General features: G+C 46.9%; 17 protein-coding genes. 8 read left to right on the top strand and 9 right to left on the bottom strand.

From position 1 onward, the window contains the following. Positions 1-79: 79 nt before the first annotated feature. Positions 80-661 (top strand): RNA polymerase sigma factor, encoded by a 582-nt coding sequence (locus ACX0G9_RS07395; protein WP_459064232.1) that lies wholly within the window; start codon positions 80-82, stop codon positions 659-661. Here the strand turns inward: ACX0G9_RS07395 and ACX0G9_RS07390 are convergent. Beyond that, positions 626-871: a helix-turn-helix domain-containing protein gene (locus ACX0G9_RS07390; protein ID WP_459064231.1), complete on the bottom strand. Its 246-nt coding sequence runs from the start codon at positions 869-871 to the stop codon at positions 626-628. The two genes, ACX0G9_RS07395 and ACX0G9_RS07390, sit on opposite strands and share 36 nt — an antisense overlap. A gap of 314 nt (positions 872-1,185) precedes the next feature. Between ACX0G9_RS07390 and ACX0G9_RS07385 the strand changes: the two genes are divergently transcribed. Beyond that, positions 1,186-1,509 (top strand): hypothetical protein, encoded by a 324-nt coding sequence (locus ACX0G9_RS07385; RefSeq protein ID WP_459064230.1) that lies wholly within the window; start codon positions 1,186-1,188, stop codon positions 1,507-1,509. Between the two features lie 178 nt (positions 1,510-1,687). Here the strand turns inward: ACX0G9_RS07385 and ACX0G9_RS07380 are convergent, their stop codons facing one another. The 3 genes from ACX0G9_RS07380 to glpK form a co-directional block, all read right to left on the bottom strand. Further along, entirely contained in the window at positions 1,688-2,392 is a 705-nt protein-coding gene (locus ACX0G9_RS07380; protein WP_459064229.1) for an MIP/aquaporin family protein, read from the bottom strand. Positions 2,393-2,466: 74 nt separating this feature from the next. Beyond that, positions 2,467-4,050, bottom strand: a complete 1,584-nt coding sequence (locus ACX0G9_RS07375) for a glycerol-3-phosphate dehydrogenase/oxidase (protein WP_459064228.1) — start codon at positions 4,048-4,050, stop codon at positions 2,467-2,469. Positions 4,051-4,083: 33 nt separating this feature from the next. Then, on the bottom strand, positions 4,084-5,586 hold the full coding sequence (glpK, locus tag ACX0G9_RS07370) for a glycerol kinase GlpK (RefSeq protein ID WP_459064227.1): 1,503 nt from the start codon (positions 5,584-5,586) through the stop codon (positions 4,084-4,086). A gap of 173 nt (positions 5,587-5,759) precedes the next feature. Between glpK and ACX0G9_RS07365 the strand changes: the two genes are divergently transcribed. Continuing rightward, on the top strand, positions 5,760-6,707 hold the full coding sequence (locus ACX0G9_RS07365; protein ID WP_459064226.1) for a bifunctional helix-turn-helix transcriptional regulator/GNAT family N-acetyltransferase: 948 nt from the start codon (positions 5,760-5,762) through the stop codon (positions 6,705-6,707). 52 nt (positions 6,708-6,759) lie between these two features. On the opposite strand, the gene ACX0G9_RS07360 is transcribed toward ACX0G9_RS07365, so the two are convergent. The 5 genes from ACX0G9_RS07360 to ACX0G9_RS07340 form a co-directional block, all read right to left on the bottom strand. After that, on the bottom strand, positions 6,760-10,149 hold the full coding sequence (locus tag ACX0G9_RS07360; protein ID WP_459064225.1) for a chemotaxis protein CheB: 3,390 nt from the start codon (positions 10,147-10,149) through the stop codon (positions 6,760-6,762). Next, a complete protein-coding gene (locus ACX0G9_RS07355) occupies positions 10,150-10,572 on the bottom strand; it encodes a response regulator (protein WP_459064224.1) in 423 nt (140 codons plus the stop codon). A 102-nt stretch (positions 10,573-10,674) separates the two neighbouring features. After that, a complete protein-coding gene (locus ACX0G9_RS07350) occupies positions 10,675-11,007 on the bottom strand; it encodes a sensor histidine kinase (protein ID WP_459064223.1) in 333 nt (110 codons plus the stop codon). Positions 11,008-11,156: 149 nt separating this feature from the next. Beyond that, the gene (locus ACX0G9_RS07345; RefSeq protein WP_459064356.1) at positions 11,157-11,297 is read right to left on the bottom strand and encodes a PAS domain-containing protein; all 141 of its coding nucleotides are present in this window, start codon (positions 11,295-11,297) and stop codon (positions 11,157-11,159) included. Between the two features lie 32 nt (positions 11,298-11,329). Next, entirely contained in the window at positions 11,330-11,590 is a 261-nt protein-coding gene (locus ACX0G9_RS07340) for a chemotaxis protein CheB (protein WP_459064222.1), read from the bottom strand. Positions 11,591-11,704: 114 nt separating this feature from the next. Between ACX0G9_RS07340 and ACX0G9_RS07335 the strand changes: the two genes are divergently transcribed. The 5 genes from ACX0G9_RS07335 to ACX0G9_RS07315 all read left to right on the top strand — a co-directional run bounded on the left by ACX0G9_RS07335 (position 11,705) and on the right by ACX0G9_RS07315 (position 18,988). After that, complete coding sequence (locus ACX0G9_RS07335) at positions 11,705-11,881, top strand: hypothetical protein (protein ID WP_459064221.1); 177 nt, start codon at positions 11,705-11,707, stop codon at positions 11,879-11,881. 45 nt (positions 11,882-11,926) lie between these two features. Continuing rightward, the gene (locus ACX0G9_RS07330; RefSeq protein ID WP_459064220.1) at positions 11,927-12,523 is read left to right on the top strand and encodes an RNA polymerase sigma factor; all 597 of its coding nucleotides are present in this window, start codon (positions 11,927-11,929) and stop codon (positions 12,521-12,523) included. Between the two features lie 107 nt (positions 12,524-12,630). After that, positions 12,631-13,878, top strand: a complete 1,248-nt coding sequence (locus tag ACX0G9_RS07325; protein WP_459064219.1) for a FecR family protein — start codon at positions 12,631-12,633, stop codon at positions 13,876-13,878. Positions 13,879-14,118: 240 nt separating this feature from the next. Next, on the top strand, positions 14,119-17,592 hold the full coding sequence (locus tag ACX0G9_RS07320) for a SusC/RagA family TonB-linked outer membrane protein (protein ID WP_459064218.1): 3,474 nt from the start codon (positions 14,119-14,121) through the stop codon (positions 17,590-17,592). 19 nt (positions 17,593-17,611) lie between these two features. Next, positions 17,612-18,988, top strand: a complete 1,377-nt coding sequence (locus ACX0G9_RS07315; protein ID WP_459064217.1) for a RagB/SusD family nutrient uptake outer membrane protein — start codon at positions 17,612-17,614, stop codon at positions 18,986-18,988. Positions 18,989-18,995 lie beyond the last annotated feature (7 nt).

Here is an 18,995-nt window from a genome sequence, read left to right as displayed (position 1 = left end):
GTGGTGCGCGTATTCTTATAAATGAATCGTTCAATGGGATCCTTTGTCCGGATCATCCTCCCCATTGGTATCACCTATTATGAAAAGCCACTCCCAAAAAAAAGATCCCGATACTATTTGTGCCCGGCTGCGTGAAGGCGATAGAAAAGCATTTGAAGAAATATACCGTTCTGCATTCAGGCTTATTTACTTTATATGCAAGACCATTGTACGTGATAAAACGGAGGCGGAGGATATAACTTCGAAGACTTTTCTTAAGTTATGGGAAACGAGATGGAAGTTCAGGAGCCAGGACCATATCCATGCCTTTTTGCTGGTTACCTCCCGTAATGCCAGCTTCGATTATTTGCGGGCCAGGCAAAGGCAAATGAAGGCCCGTGAGGAGATCCGGTACCTGTCGAATGAAACGGTGCTGTCCCATGATGAAGAAATAGTCAGGAAAGATCTTATCCGGGAATTGAAATTACGGTTGGAAAAATTATCCCCGAAATCCAGGGAGGTCATTAAATTCCTTTATTTCAAGGAGAAGGAGATCCGGGAGGTGGCAGCAGCACTGGGAATTAGTCCGGTTACCGTTTCGGGTCATAAGACAAATGCATTAAAAAAATTAAGAGAAGCCTTTTCCTTAAACAACCAGCCAGTTAAAATCTCCCCTGAATAGGTCGCTGGGATGAACCTCCAGACCACCTGCCAGTTCCACAAGGGTCGAAAGGGAAATATTAAACCTCCCGTCCTCTATCTTGGCGATCTTGCTGTTATCCAGGTTGCAGTTGGCGGCGAGCCCGCGCAACGTAAGTCCTTTTTCCTCCCTGAGTTTCCGGATCCTTGCGCCAAATCTTTTTTTCAGGATCTCTTTTTCTGCTGTATTCATAACCGGACTCAAAATTAATCCTTTTGGTCCGTTTTTTTTGCACATCTGTATTTCCGGAGTTCAATTTTCCCTACATTCACTCCTGTAATCTTCTCCTTAAGTTCTGTTCCATTTCATTTGGTCAAAGTGGGTAAGTAAAGTGTCCACTCCGGCAACAAAAGACCCTCGTAAAGGAAGGTCATTAGGTTGCTCACGACTTTTTTAAATAGTGTTTTACATCTGTCCTTTTTCGGAAGAAAAAGGAATTCGGCGAAGTGCAGGCAACCTGGTTTGCCTGGAGCGGGCAGCACTATTCACTTTTAAAATGATTGGATATGTCACAATTTTTAAAACAGGCGGAATTTTATGACCAGGTGATATTACTTAGCGGTAAAGAACGAAAGGATCCTTTTTTGGTAATTGAACGATTTTTCAGTGATTACCGTCTGCATGAATGCCGGCATTACTTATGGGCGATGGTGGAAGCCTGTCTTACTACCGACAATACAGGGTTCAGCGACCCTGACGAAAGAGGCGGCCTCTTGCTCCGGTATAAGGACCTGGAGGAATTGCTGGAAGCGGCCTTTCTTTTATTGAAGCATCGTCCGGTGCATCGTCCGGTGCGGACCGTTGCCACACCGAAGCCGGATTCGGATTAAAAGAGCGTAAAAGGTATATTTCTTCCGTTCAAGAACCAATCCGTTAAATATTTCGTATATGTAATTGAATGAGAAGAATAATTTTGGCTGAGAATTTGATTAGTCGTCCCTGCTTGATTCAGTAAGCAGGGTTTTTTTTGTTTATACCTATTTCCTGATATATTGTTCGTTCCTCCGGTTAGATAAGTTTGAATACAAATGCTGCAAGTACCGCTCCGATGAGTGGTCCAATTACGGGTACCCATGCATAACCCCAGTCACTATTCCTTTTTCCCGGGATGGGCAGCAGGGCATGCATGATGCGTGGCCCCAGATCCCTTGCCGGATTGATGGCATAACCGGTTGGTCCGCCCAGGGAAAGACCGATGCCCAACACCAATAAACCAACCGGTAATGCATCGAGTGCTCCGAGGCTGCTTGCCGGCGAGGCGATGAAGAGAACTCCCAGGATCAGGACAAAGGTTCCGATGATCTCTGTAAGGAGATTATTTCCATAACTACGAATAGCAGGACCGGTGCAGAAGACCGCTAATTTTGCTTCGGCATCGTCAGTGGCTGCAAAATGAAGACGATAACTCAACCATGCCAGCAGAGACCCGGCCATAGCCCCGAGCATTTGTCCGGCAAAATATACAGGAATCTGCTGCAGGGGAATTTTTTTAAGAACGGCAAAGGCCAGGGTAACGGCAGGATTCAGATGGGCGCCGCTGGCAACCGCCGAAGAGTAAACGCCTACAAAAACGGCGATAGCCCAGCCAAAGCTGATCACGATCCATCCGCCGTTCTGCCCTTTTGTTCGCTGCAGAACGACATTGGATACAACGCCCTGTCCCAGTATGACCAGCAATCCCGTTCCGATGAATTCGCCAAAAAAAGGCGTCATAGTGTAGTTTTTATTTGTGGAAAATCTGTAATGGAAACTCAATAGTAATAATAGTATGGCAGAACTGCAACCCGTTACGCTAAATACCCTTGTGCAAGTGCAGTGAACTCCTGCACCTGCGTAATTTCCCATTCTTTATTATTCCCCAGTTCCTTCGCCAGCAATTCCGCAACCACAGGTGCACATTCTATTGCGGCCTGTGCGTCCAGGAGCAAAGCGCGTGTCCTCCGGCTCAGTGCATCTTCAACGGTCATGCATAGTTCCTCCCGGGCAGCCCAAATAATCTCAGCCTTTACATAGGGCAGCCGTGGATGAAGATATTCCCCAAGGACCGGCTCCGAAGCGGCAAGTGAGTTTATCGCCATGGCATCGGTTCCGTAATAATAAAGCGGATCCCCGATGGCAACCGGACTGGTTGGCGTTGACCAGGCTTCCTGGCCGGGAAGAGTGGCTCCATGAATGGGCAGCGTAGCCGTTACACAGCTCTTTTTCATCAAACGGGCTCGTGTAATGGCCGTATTTACCGTGTCTTCAGCCATGCGCCGGTAAGTGGTCCATTTGCCGCCGGTAATAGTAATAAGGCCAGCAGCGGATATGGTAATCAGGTGATCCCGGGAAAGCTCGGCTGTTTTTTTGCTGCTGCTTTTAACCAGGGGACGAAGACCGGCAAAAGTACTTCGTATATCTTTCCGCCCGGGTATCTTGGTCAGGTAACGGCCGATCTGCTGCAGAATAAAATCAATCTCTTCCGGCTGGGGCCGGGGTTCAGACGATACCTCCGTTACCGGAGTATCGGTTGTGCCGATAATGATCTTATCATGCCAGGGAACGGCGAATAAAACACGTCCGTCATCGGTATGCGGTACCAGGATGGCTGCTTCACCAGGCAGGAATTCCTTATCCAATACGATATGAACGCCCTGGCTGGGGGCGATGATGGAATCGCTGGCCGGATCATCCATCCGCAATATCGTATCGGAAAAAACGCCGGTCGCATTGATAACCACTTTTGCACGGATCGCGTATTTTTTTCCGCTAATGGAATCGGTTACCTGAAGGCCACGGATCTGCTCATCTTCCCTGATCAAACCGGTTACCGGAAAATAATTCAGTAAGACGCCTCCTTCTGCGGCTGCGGTCTGTGCCAGGTTAATGGCCAGTCTTGCATCATCGAACTGCCCGTCATGGTACAGGACACCGCCCCGTAAGCCTTCTGCATCCAGGGTTGGGGCAAGGTCAAGCGTTTCTTCGCGGGACAGCAGCCGCGAAGGCCCCAGCCCAAGACTGCCGGCCATCCAATCGTAAACTTTCAGACCGATCCCGTAATAGGGGCCTTCCCACCATTTATAATTCGGTACGATAAACGATTGGTTCTTTACCAGGTGGGGGGCGTTCCTGCGAAGGATGCCTCTTTCATGAAGGGCTTCTGTCACCAGTTTGATGTTTCCCTGTTGCAGATAACGGACACCCCCATGTACTAATTTGGTAGATCGGGAGGATGTCCCTTTTGCAAAATCGTATTTTTCCAGCAGGATCGTTTTAAATCCCCTCGAAGCCGCGTCCACAGCCACTCCTAAACCTGTCGCTCCTCCGCCGATGATACAAAGGTCCCATTCGGGCGTGGATTCCAGGGACCGGATCATTTGTTCTCTCTTCATGCTTCTTTTTTATTATTTATCGCCTGCCCGGAATTATTTATCATCTGCCCAGGCAATGGACGCTTTTACCGCCCGTCGCCAGCCTTTTAGCAGCTCTGCTGTCCTTTCTGAAGGCATAGATGGGCTGAACCGTTTGTCTATCTGCCATTGTTGTTGTATGTCTTCCACGGAATTCCAGAAACCTACGCTCAGTCCCGCCAGATAAGCTGCGCCAAGTGCGGTCGTTTCAGTTACCGTCGGCCGGATGACGGGCACCTGTAAAATATCGGACTGGAACTGCATGAGCAGGTCGTTGGCGGTAGCGCCGCCGTCGACCCTTAGTTCTTTAATAAGGATCCCCGAATCGGCTTCCATGGCTTTGAGTACGTCATAGGTCTGATAAGCGATACTTTCTAAGGCAGCCCGCGCAATTTGCGCCTGACCGGTGCCCCTTGTCAAACCGAAAAAACTGCCACGCGCATATTGGTTCCAGTGAGGTGCGCCCAGTCCGGCAAAGGCTGGGATCATATATACCCCTCCCGTATCCTCTGCGGTTGAGGCCAGCGATTCTATTTCACCGGAGGAGCGGATCAGGTGGAGGCCATCCCGAAGCCATTGCACAACCGCCCCGGCAATGAAGATACTTCCTTCAAGGGCATATTCTATCTGTCCGTCGATCTTCCAGGCGATGGTGGTGAGCAGGTTGTTTTGAGAACGTACGGCTTGCCGGCCGGTATGCATCAGCATAAAACATCCGGTTCCGTAGGTATTCTTAACCATTCCCGGTTGTGTGCATAATTGCCCGAAGAGAGCGGCCTGCTGGTCGCCGGCAATACCGGCAATCGGAATTCCCGGACCGGGGGTGATCAGGCTGCCGGTGGTGCCGTAGATTTCACTGGAGCCTTTAACCACAGGGAGAATCGCAGCGGGAATATCGAAAAGACGCAAAAGCTCCGGATCCCATTCTCCCGTGTGAATATTCAACAAGAGCGTGCGGGAGGCATTCGTACTATCGGTGATATGCAATTTTCCCGAAGATAATTTCCAGATAAGCCAGCTATCCACCGTTCCAAAGGCCAATTCTCCTTTTTCGGCTCTTGCTCTTGCTCCGGGGACGTTATCCAGGATCCATTTCAGTTTGGTTGCAGAAAAATACGCGTCGGGGACAAGACCGGTACGCTCCTGTATCAGGCCGGCATGACCCTGAGCTTTCAATTGGTCGCACCAGGCCGCAGTGCGGCGGTCCTGCCAGACTATGGCCGGATGGATCGGCCTTCCGCTGATTTTGTCCCATACGATGGTTGTTTCACGTTGATTGGTAATCCCAATGGCGGCCACCTCCCTTGTTCCGATATTACTTTTTGCCAGTACTTCAGCCAGTACACCATACTGAGAAGACCAGATTTCTTCAGCATCATGTTCCACCCAGCCCGGTTGCGGGTAAAATTGCCGGAACTCTTTTTGCGCTAACTGGATGATCTTACCTGCATGATCGAATAGAATCGCCCTTGAACTGGTTGTGCCCTGGTCAAGGGCAAGAATATAGGAAGATGGCATGGAAACGTTATTTCCGGGAAATTAAGGAAAAATATCAGCTCTCAGCATTCCTCTCTGGAGAGTAACCGGTATCGGTCTTATCGCAATTTATTTTGGCAAACAGGAAATCTTTTATAAATTTACGTAAGTAATTACGTAATTAATATCATTATTTAATACCTAATACGAATTTTATGGATTTTTATGACCGAACTGGAAAAATGGCACTCGGTAGCCGGTTACGCAGGCTTAGCGAGCAAATGACGGAACAGGCTGCCGGGATCTATGAACTTTACCAGGTGGATCTTCAGCCAAAATGGTTTCCGGTTTTTTACTCCCTTTCGGCAGAAGAGGAGAAATCGATCACCGATATCGCCCGGGAGATCGGGCATACACATTCTTCCGTTAGCCAGATCGTCAGGGAAATGGCCGCAAAAGGATACGTGATCGAGAAAAAGGGAGAGACGGACGGACGTAAGAACTTTGTCTTGTTGTCTCAGGAGGGGAAAGAAGTTATGGACAGAATGCAGGTTCAATTGGGCGATGTTACTACTGCTATTGAAAAAGCGATGACCGAAACCCATCACGATCTTTGGCGGGCGATCGGTGAATGGGAATTTCTCCTGGAGCAAAAAAACCTGCTTCGCCGGGTTCAGGAAGCGAGAAAGAGCAGGGAGGCCGGTGAAGTGGAAATCGTTGATTGTTCACCTAATTATTATCCTGCCTTCAAACGATTGAACGAGGAATGGATCAGCCTCCATTTTACTTTGGAAGCGGGAGATTACAAGGTCCTGGACCATCCCAAAGAAAATATTTCCGACAAAGGGGGGCAAATCATGATGGCCCTTTATAGAGGGGAGGCGGTCGGCACCTGCGCTTTATTGCCCAGGGAAGACGGGAGTTTCGAACTGGCTAAAATGGCAGTCGCTCCGTCCGCTAAAGGCAAAGGGATCGGCTTTTTACTCGGTCTGGCCTGTATCGAAAGAGCCAGATCTGCAGGTGCGAAAAGACTCTACCTGGAAAGCAATACAAAGCTCAGACCTGCTATCAGCCTCTATCATAAACTGGGGTTCAAAAAGATTACCGGCCCGCCGTCACCCTATGAACGCTGTAATATCCAGATGGAGTTAAACCTGGGATAAACGTTCTCGGATTTGAATGCGGAACCACCGTATGTCAATCCGGGGGGAGCATTCAGAGGCTAAGCGGTAGCAATAGTTTAAATGTCGCTCCTTCATTGTCTTTGGACGTCGCCGTGATTTCACCATGATGATTTGCCACAATTTTCTTGCATAAGGCCAGCCCAATACCTGTTCCGAAATATTCCGACTGGCCGTGCAGCCGATGAAATACCAGAAAGATCTGATCTGCATACTGCTGCTTAAAACCGATTCCATTATCTTCAATGGCTATTTCACAATACGAAAGTTTAGGGTCAATATTTGCATGTTTTGCCAACTCCTCCATTCCTACTATTCTCGAGGTAATAGTTATAACAGGTGCTCTATCCGGCTTTGAAAATTTGATGGCATTGCTGATCAGGTTATAAAATAGCTGGTTGATTTGAAATGGAATCGCATCTATGATCGGCAACGGTTTCCGAGTTATTGTTACATTCTTTTCTTTTATCAGCAATTCAAAGTCCCCTATAACTAAATTAAGACTTTCGTCTAAGTTGGTCTGCTTAAAAACAGCTTGCCCGTGCAATAATTTTGAAAACTTATGCAGCTCGTTGATTAACGTCGACATGCGCTCCGAAGAATTGCTGATCTTTTTAACCAACAACTGTCCAGCATCGGGCAGATCCTGGTTGAATTTATCCTGAAGTATTCCGGAAAATGTTTTAATCTTACGCAGGGGTTCTTGTAAGTCGTGCGAAGCGATATATGAAAATTGCTCCAAATTTTCATTAGAAACCTTTAAATCGTTATTTGCTTGCTGTAGGGCGAAAGTTTTATCAAAGACTAATTTTTCCAGGTTTTGTGCAAACTGCTTCAGTTCGTTTTCTGCTTTTTTCTTTTCAGTAACATCTTCAATAGCGATCAGGATGGATGGTTCGTCATTATGTTCCGTGATGATCGGGCTGGCATTTAAAATCATAGTACGTTCACCCAATAAAGGGAAAATATGAACTACTTCAAAATCAACAATATTGATCTTTTGCGGAAGTACCTTATCGAGCATTTTTCTAAGGGCTGGCATATCCCATAATTTATCGCCCAGCTCAAATAGCGGTTTTCCTACTATTTCTTCTTCCGGAATCTGGAATTTTTCATAAAACGATTTGTTAACTGTCTTAACGGTCAGTTCTTTAGAAAGGATTATCAGCGGCTCCCGGATGGTAGAAACAATAGATTCTGCCAGCACGCGTGCGACATTTAACTGCTCGTTTCGTTCATACAGTTCGTGGTTCACCACGATTAATTCTTCATTACTCGTCTGCACTTCTTCTTTGGACGTCTCCAATTCTTCATTCACACTTTGCAATTCTTCACTCCCGGAAAGCAGTTCTTCATTGGCGCTTTGCAGTTCTTCGTTGGCCGCTTCCTGGTCTTCCGTTATATTTCTCATGTCTGCCCGCGCCTGTGCTAATTCTTTTTCCAATTGCTGGATACGATTTAGTTCTTTGCGCTGTTTTGAAATTGGTATTACCAGCTGCCCGTCAATTTTTGCCTGCGCTGGGTTTGGGTTTACTATCGTTTGCGTATCTCTGAAAAGCAGCAAAAAATATGGCTCATGGGTATTAGCCAAAGGGTGGACTTCAATTGTAACCAGTTTTTCTTTATCCCCAGATAGCATGGAGATGTTTTCCTTTATAAAACTTTCCTTACTTTTCTTTACCACGTGTAACGCCGACCGCAATTCAAAGGCTAAGCCTTCCCTAACCATTTTCAAGACATTCCGACTTGGTTTGCCGGGAGGTGCTTCCAGCCAGGCTCCCGTTGCTCCTCTGAATTGGACAATTTCCATGGCATCATTTACTATCACACCCGCAGGTACAAATTTTGTCAACAATAGCTCGTCGCCACTTTTCTCAAAGTCATCCTTATCAGATACTTTTTTCCCCGGCTTATCTTGAATCTCCTTAAATATACTTTCTTTTCGATCACTCAGGGCATGCAAAAAATTTCCTTTTACCGACTTCCTGGCATAAATTTTATTGGTTTTGTCCAAAGTATTATATACCTCTAATGCTTGTGCTGCTGTCTCAGATTTCCCCAACAGTAAATAACGGTTCTCCTTTAATGCATAATGAAAAGTAGTCAGTGCCTTCTTTTGTAAAAATGGTTCCAGATAGATGAGCGAGTTTCGGCAACTGATTAAATCTATTTTGGCAAAGGGTGGATCTTTGAGGTAATTGTGGTGGGCGAATATACAAGCGTCCCTTATATTCTTATTTATCCGGAACTTGCCGTCTATCTTGGTGAAGAACTGTTGTAACTGAACTACCGTAAGACCATTTACCTCATTTTTAGAATAAATGCCCATTCTTGCTTTGGTGATGGCAATTTCGGAAATATCTGTCGCAAATACCTGTATTTTCGCACTGGACGCTTTGTCCATTATGTACGCCTGGAAACACATGACCATCGAGTACGCTTCTTCCCCTGTCGAACAACCCGCAATCCAAATGCGAATCGGTTCGTTATCTGTCGCAATATTAACCAGATCAGGCAATACGGTATCCTTTAACCCCACAAAAACTTTCGGGTCCCTAAAAAACTGGGTGACGGGTATTAATAGATCTTGGAACAAAATGTCTTGCTCCCCCTTATTTTCCCTCAGATATAAAATGTACTCAGCCAAACCCGGCTTCATACTCAAAGCCATTCTTCGTTCGATCCATCGGCGAATCGTAGGCTGTTTGTAATAGGTAAAGTCGACGTTTTTCCTCACACGGAGCATGGCAATAATCTGCCTAAACTGTTCATCCTGATTCGGTCTTCCATTTCGATTTAAATGAGCAGGAACAGCCTGATAGGCATCCTTTAAACGTAATAGTTGCTGAGGAATCTGATCAGGCGGCAAGATGAAATCCACGACGCCCGCTTCAATGGCGCTTTTAGGCATTCCATCGTATGCTGCGGACTCTTGACTCTGCGCAATCGTAACGCCCCCATGGTCTTTAATAGCTTTCAATCCAATGGTTCCATCGGACGCAGTTCCCGATAAAACCACTCCAATAGCATGATTTTGATGAACTTCGGCTAACGATGAAAAGAAAAGGTCAATAGGCAGGTTTTTTTGCCCTTTTGGATGGCGTGCACTTAACTGAAGAATTCCGTCAGTCGCAGTCAACAACTTATTGGATGGAATAATATAAATATGATTAGCCTCCACTTTTATATTGTCAGTGATCTCCTGGACAGGAATTTTAGTGACTTTCTGCAATAGCTCCGATAAAATGCTCTCATGGGTAGGATCTAAATGTTGAACGAGGATATATGCCATCCCTGAATCTAATGGAATGGCCGAGACCAGTTTTTTAAAAGCTTCCAATCCACCTGCGGAAGCTCCCACACCGACTACGGGAAAGAGGTTGGTGGAGAGGGCTTTTACCCTGGTTTTATTTAATTTTTTCATTTAGAAATCATTTGGCGCAATGCATCTTATCCAATAATCCATGATTACCGTAATGGTTTTTTCCAACTCAGACATTGAACTTTCTTTTATAAAGAATCCCTGTACAGATAAGCTATAAGCCTCTAAGACTGTTGTATGATTTGCATTGGTTGAAAAAAACAAGTAAGGGATACATTTGGTATGGAGCTCGGAATCACTACGAATCTTATCCCTCAACGCAAAGCCATTTAATCTGGGCATGTTTACGTCAGAAATAATAAGGAAAGGGCTAACATCCGCCCTGTTCAAATAGACAAGTGCTTCTTCACTATCCCCAAAAAAAATGATTTCATTTGTATAGGGTAGTTTTTTAAATATTGCCATAAGTAATTCCTGATCATCTTCATCGTCTTCAATGATAACAACGGGTCCACCCCTATTCATATTCTCTCATATTTTGTGTAAGGTAGTTGAAATGCACAGTAGTAGCGGATTTCCCAGTTTTATTTTTATTTGGGGAACAAATTGCCCAATGCCCTATCACAATTATTTATTGTTCAACGGTAATGCAAAATAAAAAGTACTACCCTTTCCGGATTCGCTTTCTGCCCATAGCTTGCCTTGGTGACGTTGGACAATTTCATAAGCGATATATAACCCGATGCCCATTACATGGAATTGTTCGGCATTTTTCTTTTCTACATGTAATAAAATATTGTACGACTCGGGAGAATATTTGATGGCATTGCTTAGTAGGTTAATAATTACCTGCTCAAGTCGGTCTTTATCCCCGGTTACTTCATCATTTACCTTGCCGGTTCTTATAATTTTATGAGTGTTAGAAGTAAGTTGTATGTTCTCCACCGCACTATCTATCATCGTATCAATGTCATTTCGTGACTGGCGATGCTAATAAATTCGTCCTTTTTCTGTTCCTTCATTTTCTGTTCATGTATGTCTGTATAGGTACCCATCTAAACTGATATATGTCCGTTCTCATCCCTTTGCGCGACTCCCCGGCTTAGATATCACTGGTATAAACCATCGTACCGCAGGAATCTATGTTCCAAAGTGAAATATTCCCTCAATTGAATTGACTCGCTCCAAGTTTGCCGATTTTGGGCCCAATCATCCGGGTGTATAATTTCCTCCCATCTTAAATCCTTCAGCTCTTCAAAACTCTTAAGTGTTTTTATATTTTTTAGCCCAGCTGTTCCGTCCGATCCTGTACCTGATAATACCTTACAGGAATCTTTGTAACTCGTTGAAGAATTTCGGGCAGTGCGCTTTCATGTTCCGGATGCAAATGCTGAACAAGAATATAGGCCATTCCCGAATTTTGAGGGATTACTTTTATTAGTTGTTTAAAGGTTTCCAACCCCTCAGCCGATACGCCAATACCTATGACTGGGAAAAGGTTTTGAGAATGTAAGGTAGGTTTATCGATGTCGCGTTTCGGCATGGCTTATAGGGTGCATTAGTATCATATAGAAATGTTGGCCGTTCTGCCTTCTGGCATGATCGAAAGGAAGCCTTTGGAGATTTGAGCGTTTCTTACCATATCATCCGGCTGATCATGAACAAGGGAATTCCGGTAGAGACCCATATTACCTGGAATTGGGTGGACCTAAAGGACGTTGCCGAAGACTTTGAAATTTCAAAAGCAAGAACGGAATTGGGTTTTGATCTCAAAGACACTGTACTGACAGTCAAAGAAACGATGTTGTATTTACAGGTGCATAAAAAGGCATAGGATAAACCCGGTTTCCCTATCTTCGTCCCAGCTTATACTAATTGAATGGCCCTACCAGGACTCAGGGATGAGAAACAGCTCTTCTGTCAAATATCCGAAGGTGATCAGATTGCCTTCCGTACCTTTTTTGACATGTACCGAACTCGTATTTACGAATTTGTTTGCCGCATGACTAAGTCAGGGGACACTGCCGAAGAGATCACCCAGGAAATTTTTCTCAAGATTTGGACCCATCGCTCAAACCTCCGGGAAGTTCAAAACCCGCCGGGTTACCTTTTCACACTTGCCCGAAATAAGACCATCAATGCATTGAGTAAGATCGCCACCGACGAGAAACTTCGGCAAAACCTCTGGCGTCAGCTCAATGAGGTACAGAACACGCCGGAAGACCAGTTACAGTTTAAGGAAAGTAATCAACTTATCGAATCCGCCCTGGTGGAACTTTCCCCCCGCAAACAACGTATATTCCACATGAGCCGGCACCTGGGCTTGACCCATGAACAGATTGCTGAGGAATTACAGCTTTCAAAAAGCACCGTCAAAAACAATCTCGTCGATACCCTCAAATGGCTCCGGACCAGCCTGAAAGATCATATCGGGATCATCATAATCCTGCTGATGCTGGAAGAATTATATAAATAAACCGGATTTTCCCGGTCCTATTCTTTCACACGCCTGTCATATGGAATATAGACCTTCCTGTAGAACGCATTAAACCATCCTGTTAAGCCGTCTTAAATTTTATAACCATGACAGATCAGTCATCAAGGCTTCATTATTTATTGCAACAATACGCTGACGGCGACTGCACCCTTGAAGAATATGAAGAACTCTTCGACAATATCCGGGAGGCCACTGCCAATGAACCCTTGCAGCAATGGCTGGCTGAAGATTGGGAACGAATGCGTCCAGGTGAGCGCTACCCCTGGGTCCAATGGGATCGGATGTTCGACGAGATCATTGCCTCCACACAGACAGCCGAACCCATCATCACGGGTAATGGAGTCAAAATCTTCAATATGATCTGGTGGCGTATTGCCGCGGTGTTTATAGCAGCTATGCTGATCACCGCCCTGGCCATCAATCTGCACAAGAGCGCCGGAGCCCCCCCTGTTACCCGACCCGAACCCAATTACAATACAGTTATCAGGCCAGGCAGCAATAAAGCTACCCTGATCCTTGCTAATGGCTCGGCAATCCTCCTGGACAGCGCTGACAATGGAACGCTAGCTCAACAAGGCAATATCCGGATCATCAAAATGATCAACGGCCAATTGGCATACCAAACAGACAACGGAGGACCGCAGACAATCAAGGGTGGACCGCAGACAACCAGTTATAATATAGTTAATACTCCCGTGGGAGGGCAGTATCAGTTGCAATTGTCGGATGGTACTAAGGTATGGCTGAACGCCTCCTCTTCCCTGCGTTTCCCCGCCGCTTTCACCGGCAGTGACCGGCAGGTAGTACTCAGCGGCGAAGCTTATTTTGAAGTGGCCAAAGATCCTGCTAAACCATTCCGGGTCTCTATCGCACACAACCCTTCTTCCCTGCTGCCTGGGGATGGGGGAGAAGTGGAAGTATTGGGGACACAATTTAATGTCAATGCCTATGCGGATGAACCCTTTGTCAGGACCACCCTGCGGGAAGGGGCCGTAAGGGTCAGCAAAGGGAAGGAGCAAACGATCCTTCGTCCGGGTGAACAATCACAATTCAGTAAAGAAGGGCTAATAAAGACGATCCCCGATGCGGATGTCCCACAAGCCATCGCCTGGAAAGACGGGATGTTCTCCTTCAACAAGGCTGATCTGCCATCCGTCATGCGCCAGATCGCTCGTTGGTATAATGTGGAAATTACCTATGAAGGGCAGGTCCCTGCGATGCAATTCGGAGGAAAGATCTCCCGTAATAGTAATGTACAGGAAGTGCTCGAGATCCTGGCATTAAGCAAAGTGCATTTTAAAATAGAAGGAAGGAAAATCGTTGTGATGCCATAACGGTTTTTCATCAAAAATATAGATCGGCTGAGCGCAGGTGTAAAAAAACCGGAAGTGTTGATACCACTCCCGGCGAATAGACCCGGATTCGATCCGGACCCTGCCTGGGCTATCACATCAATACAATCACGTTAAGACTGCTTATTGTTTAACCCAAACTAAAACAAAGTTATGCTTTTTAAGGCTCTTTCCAGGCCTCCGTCGCGGAGACGGCAGGCTATTACCAAAACCTGGATGGTTATGAAGTTGACCTGCTTTTTATTATTCGCTGCATTTCTCCACGTCAGTGCACGGGGGCTTGCCCAGGAGATCACGCTTTCCGAAAAGAATGTTCCCCTTGAAAAAATATTCAAGGCCATAGAGAGGCAGACTGGTTATGCATTCTTCTTTAATTATTCCTGGATCGACCAGGCAAGACCGGTGACCATCGAAGCAAAAAAGGTCTCCCTCCGGCAAGCACTCGATCTGTGTTTCCGGGACCAGCCTTTTAGCTACGCGATAGTTGGAAAGACCATTGTAGTGCAACATCTTTTCCCCCCCGGCGCCCCACGGTCCGCTCCCCATCCGGCTCCTTCGCCCATCGATGTACATGGCCGGGTCACCGACAGTACTGGCAAACCTTTGGAAGCAACGACGATCGCCGTTAAGGGGAGCAACAGGATCACGACTACTGCTGGCAACGGAGAATTTTACCTGGCGGGTGTTGATAATAATGCGCTGCTGATCATTACGCATATCGGCTATGAGCGACAGGAAATCAGATTGAAGGGGCAGACGGAATTGAACATTTCCTTAAAGATCAGTACCGATCAATTAGGCGTCGTGTCGGTCATATTAAGTACCGGCTATCAAAACATTCCCAAAGAGCGGGCGACAGGTTCATTCGGGATCGTGACGGACAAAGACCTCGCGCAAAGACCGGATTTTAACCTGGTAGACCGTTTGGAAGGGATGGTTAGCGGAATGCTGGTAAACGCAGGGCCCCAGGATAGAAGCCTCACCTTGAATCATGATCAGTTCACCATTCGTGGAGTATCCACGATCATGTCCGATACCAAACCGCTGATCGTTCTCGATGGATTCCCTACGGAACTGGATCTGGTGAATATCAACCCCGCAGATATTGAGAAAGTGACCGTACTGAAAGATGCGGCCGCAACTTCTATCTGGGGTGTAAGGGCAGCCAATGGCGTATTAGTGATCGATACCAAAAAAGGCGCTTATGGCACGGCCGCCACGGTTAGTTTTTCCAGCACCTTGAAGACGACCGGCCGACCCAGGCTGAATGCCGTACCTTCCGCAAATTCATTACAGTTCCTCAGCCTGGAAAAAGAACTGGTGGATAAAGGGATACTGCCGGCTCCTTCCTCTCCACTGTTCTTGTCCGCACCGCCCACTCCTCAAGGGAGTGCCTTGTATCTTCAGTTCAAAAACGGCCAGATCAACCAGCAGCAGTTGGAGGAGGGGATCAATAGTCTGCAGCATTTAGATGTAAGGGACCAATACCAGCATTATCTGTTAAGATCACCTTTCAGCCAGCAATACAACCTGTCCGTTTCAGGCGGAAGTAATCAGATGCGTAATTTTCTGTCTGCTTCCTATTCCGACGAATATCCCGCGGCGATCGGAGACTACGGCAGACGAATTACCGTCAATTTCAACAATGAGACCAGGTTATCCAGGCAACTCAGTTTTACCGCAGAGAGTTTTCTGTCGCTGCTGCAACAGAAGAACAACGGCATTGGGATCACCGCTCTTCTACCTGGCTACAAGAGCGTGACCCCTTATGATCAGCTCGTTGACGCCACCGGCAAAGGAGTCAACTTTGCCTTTCAATACCCCGGAAAGATATTGGACTCTCTTCAGAATAATGGGTTCATTCCCTGGCGGTATAATTTCCTGGATGAACTCACCAATGCAGACAATACCTACCATTCATGGACTTATCGGCTCAACTTGGGCCTGAAATATGAGATTGTACCGACGCTGAGTGTCCAGGCGAAATATATGCTGGAGAAATCCCATGGTGAAAACCGCATGTATTACAACTCTCAAACCTATATGGCCAGGGAACTTATCAATTTATTTACTACCGTGGATACGCATGTGAATGGTATTCCCAATGGCGGCATACTCACCCTTTCTCCCAGCGAGCAGAACAATAATACACTCCGGGGGCAATTGAATTTTTCCCCGAATTTCAATGCTGATCATCGGTTGGATATCGTTGCGGGGGCCGAGATCAGGGAAACCCTGCTCACCGGCAACTCCTCCCAGGCATATGGGTACGACGATCGGTTGCTGATCGCCGGGACCGTAAACTATACCCAATTGTATAATACGGTAGCTGGTAACCAGACCATTCCCCTCCTCCAAAGCTATACCGATCATCGGGATCGCTATACCTCGCTGTTCGGTAATTTCACCTATACCTTCAGACGGAAATATTCCCTCTCCGGCAGCGCCCGTAAAGACGACTCCAATCTCTTCGGTGCTTCGAAACAATATCATGCGATCCCCCTGTGGTCGGTCGGAGCATTATGGCGCATCCTGGAAGAACCTTTTGTACGGGCCAGCTGGGTATCCCTGCTGAATTTCCGGACCACCTACGGGTATAATGGCAATGTGAACAAACAGACAAGCCCTTACCTGGTCACACAGGCTGGAAACTCCAATAATCCATATAATAACCTGCCATTTGCTTCCGTCTTCAATCCGGCAAACCCCCTGTTGCGTTGGGAGAAAGTCGGGGCCTTCAATGTGGCGCTCGATTATGGCCTGTTCAATAACCGGCTTACAGGAAGCATCGACCTGTACTGGAAGAAAAGCACCGATCTGCTGGGACCTGTAAATATAAATCCTACGTATGGATTCACCAGCCTGCTGACCAACCGCCTGGAAATGACCAATCATGGATTGGATATGGAGATCGCGGGGACAATTATTCCTGGGAAAATATTCAGCTGGAAGGCCACCGCTAATTTTTCCTATAATACCAATAAAGTCACCAAGGCTTATTTTCAGGAGAATACGACATACTATTTCGTGACCGGAGGTAACCCCGTCACCGGTAAACCGCTGAACAGTGTCTATACCTATCGGTTTGCAGGGCTTGATCAGTATGGCACCGCAATGATCTATACCGGTAAGGGAGAAAAGGTGGCTGCCGACCTGAATACCTTCGATGAGACGGATCTGCAATCGGTAGTCTATAAAGGAGTGAGTGTAGCTCCCTGGTTCGGAGGAATGACCCAAATTTTTCAGTACAGGGATTTTGTATTATCCACCCTCTTTACCTGGCAATTCGGCAATAAATTCATACGGCCAACTATATCCGATTATTATACCATTCCATATAGCCGCAATGGACATGCGGATATCGCAAAACGTTGGGAAAAGCCGGGCGATGAAGGGACGACCAATGTGCCTGCCGTCGATCCGGTGCATCTTTCTTATTACCGCTACCAGAAGAGCGATATTTTCGTCGAAAATGCGGGGTATGTGAGATGGAAACTACTCACTTTATCCTATCATCTGCCTGACCGCTTCTTCAGAAATGCCTTTGTCCGGGGAATCAATTGCAGCGCTACCGGGCAAAACCTGGCCATCTGGACCGTTAACAAGAGGGGGATCGATCCTGATTACATCCCCAATAACAATGGCATTTTACCACCTTCCAAATCATTCGTATTTAGCGTGAAGGCCGATTTCTAACCATTTCAAAGCTGTAATTATGTACATGAATAAAATAGGCTATCCAATTTGCCTGGCATCCTTACTCCTCCTGGCCGGCTGTCATAAATATTTGGATATTCAACCCAAAGGCAAGATCATCCCCACCACCCTCAATGACTTCCAGCTACTGATGAACAATAGTGCCGTCTTCAATCTGTGCGGGGGAACCACCGATCTGATGACCGACGACGTGGCTTTTACAGATACCTCGATGTTTACCAGCCTGCGGCCTTTGTCCCTGCTGAATATTTACACCTGGGCTTCCGGCATTTACCAGGCCAACGAAGATGACCCGGAATGGAACCTGTATTACCAGCAAGTTTATTATTGTAACGTCGTTATCACCGGCGTGCCTGACGCCAGTAATGGCACGGATCGGGATAAGGCTGCCCTGATCGCTCAGGCAAAAGTACACCGGGCCTATGCTTATCTGTGCCTGGTGAACCAATACGCCCGGCAATATGACACCGCCACCGCCGCACAGGATCCGGGCTTGCCCTTACTGCTCGAACCCATCTATTCACAATCGCTGAAAAGAGCCAGCGTAAAAGCCATTTACGATCAGATCATGGCAGACCTCCAATCCGCCGTTCCTGCATTACCCGGTCTGCCCCTGTCCAAAACTGCCCCCTCACAGGCGGCGGCTTATGCCATTTTAGCCCGGGCTTCTTTGTATATGGGAAACTATATAAATGCCCGCTTGTATGCGGACAGCAGCTTGAGCTTACAGTATACATTATTTGATCTTCGCCCTTATGCTGCCAGTACTACACCCTTTGATTTCCTGGGTATTCCCACCAGTAATAACAATCCCGAAGTGATCCTCATGAAGGCCGCGTATAATGAAGATGCGCCGATCCTTTTAAGCCAGGAATTGCTCGATCTCCTGGGGCCTGATGACCTGCGCGCCAAAGTATTTGCCATCGGAGGACAGTTATTGTTAAATTACAATGGGTATTTTTTCAGTTATATTTCACCCCTTGAAGGCAGGCACGAAGGACCCAGGGTGGGAGAGATATACCTGATCAAAGCAGAATGCCAGGCCAGGGCAGGCGACGGCCCGGGCGCCATGCAGACAGTGAACCTGTTGCGCCAACAACGTTTCGATCCATCCAAATATATTCCTTTGACCGCTTCTGATCCAACGGATGCCCTGGTAAAAGTATTACAGGAGCGGCGGCGGGAACTGATGGGAAGAGGGTTCCGGTTTATTGATCTGAGGCGCCTTAATAAAGACCCTGCATTTGCCCGGTCCATCGTGCATCCGCTGGCAAATGGCTCCATCACCCTCGATCCTAATAATAATCGATATGTCTATCCCATTGCTCCAAAAGTACTGGGCACTAATCCTGAGATCGGTCAAAACCCGAGATGAGGGATGA

The sequence above is a fragment of the Flavitalea flava genome (assembly GCF_054461575.1).
Note: the sequence above shows the minus strand (reverse complement) of the source record. Positions and strands in the feature narration are given on the sequence as shown.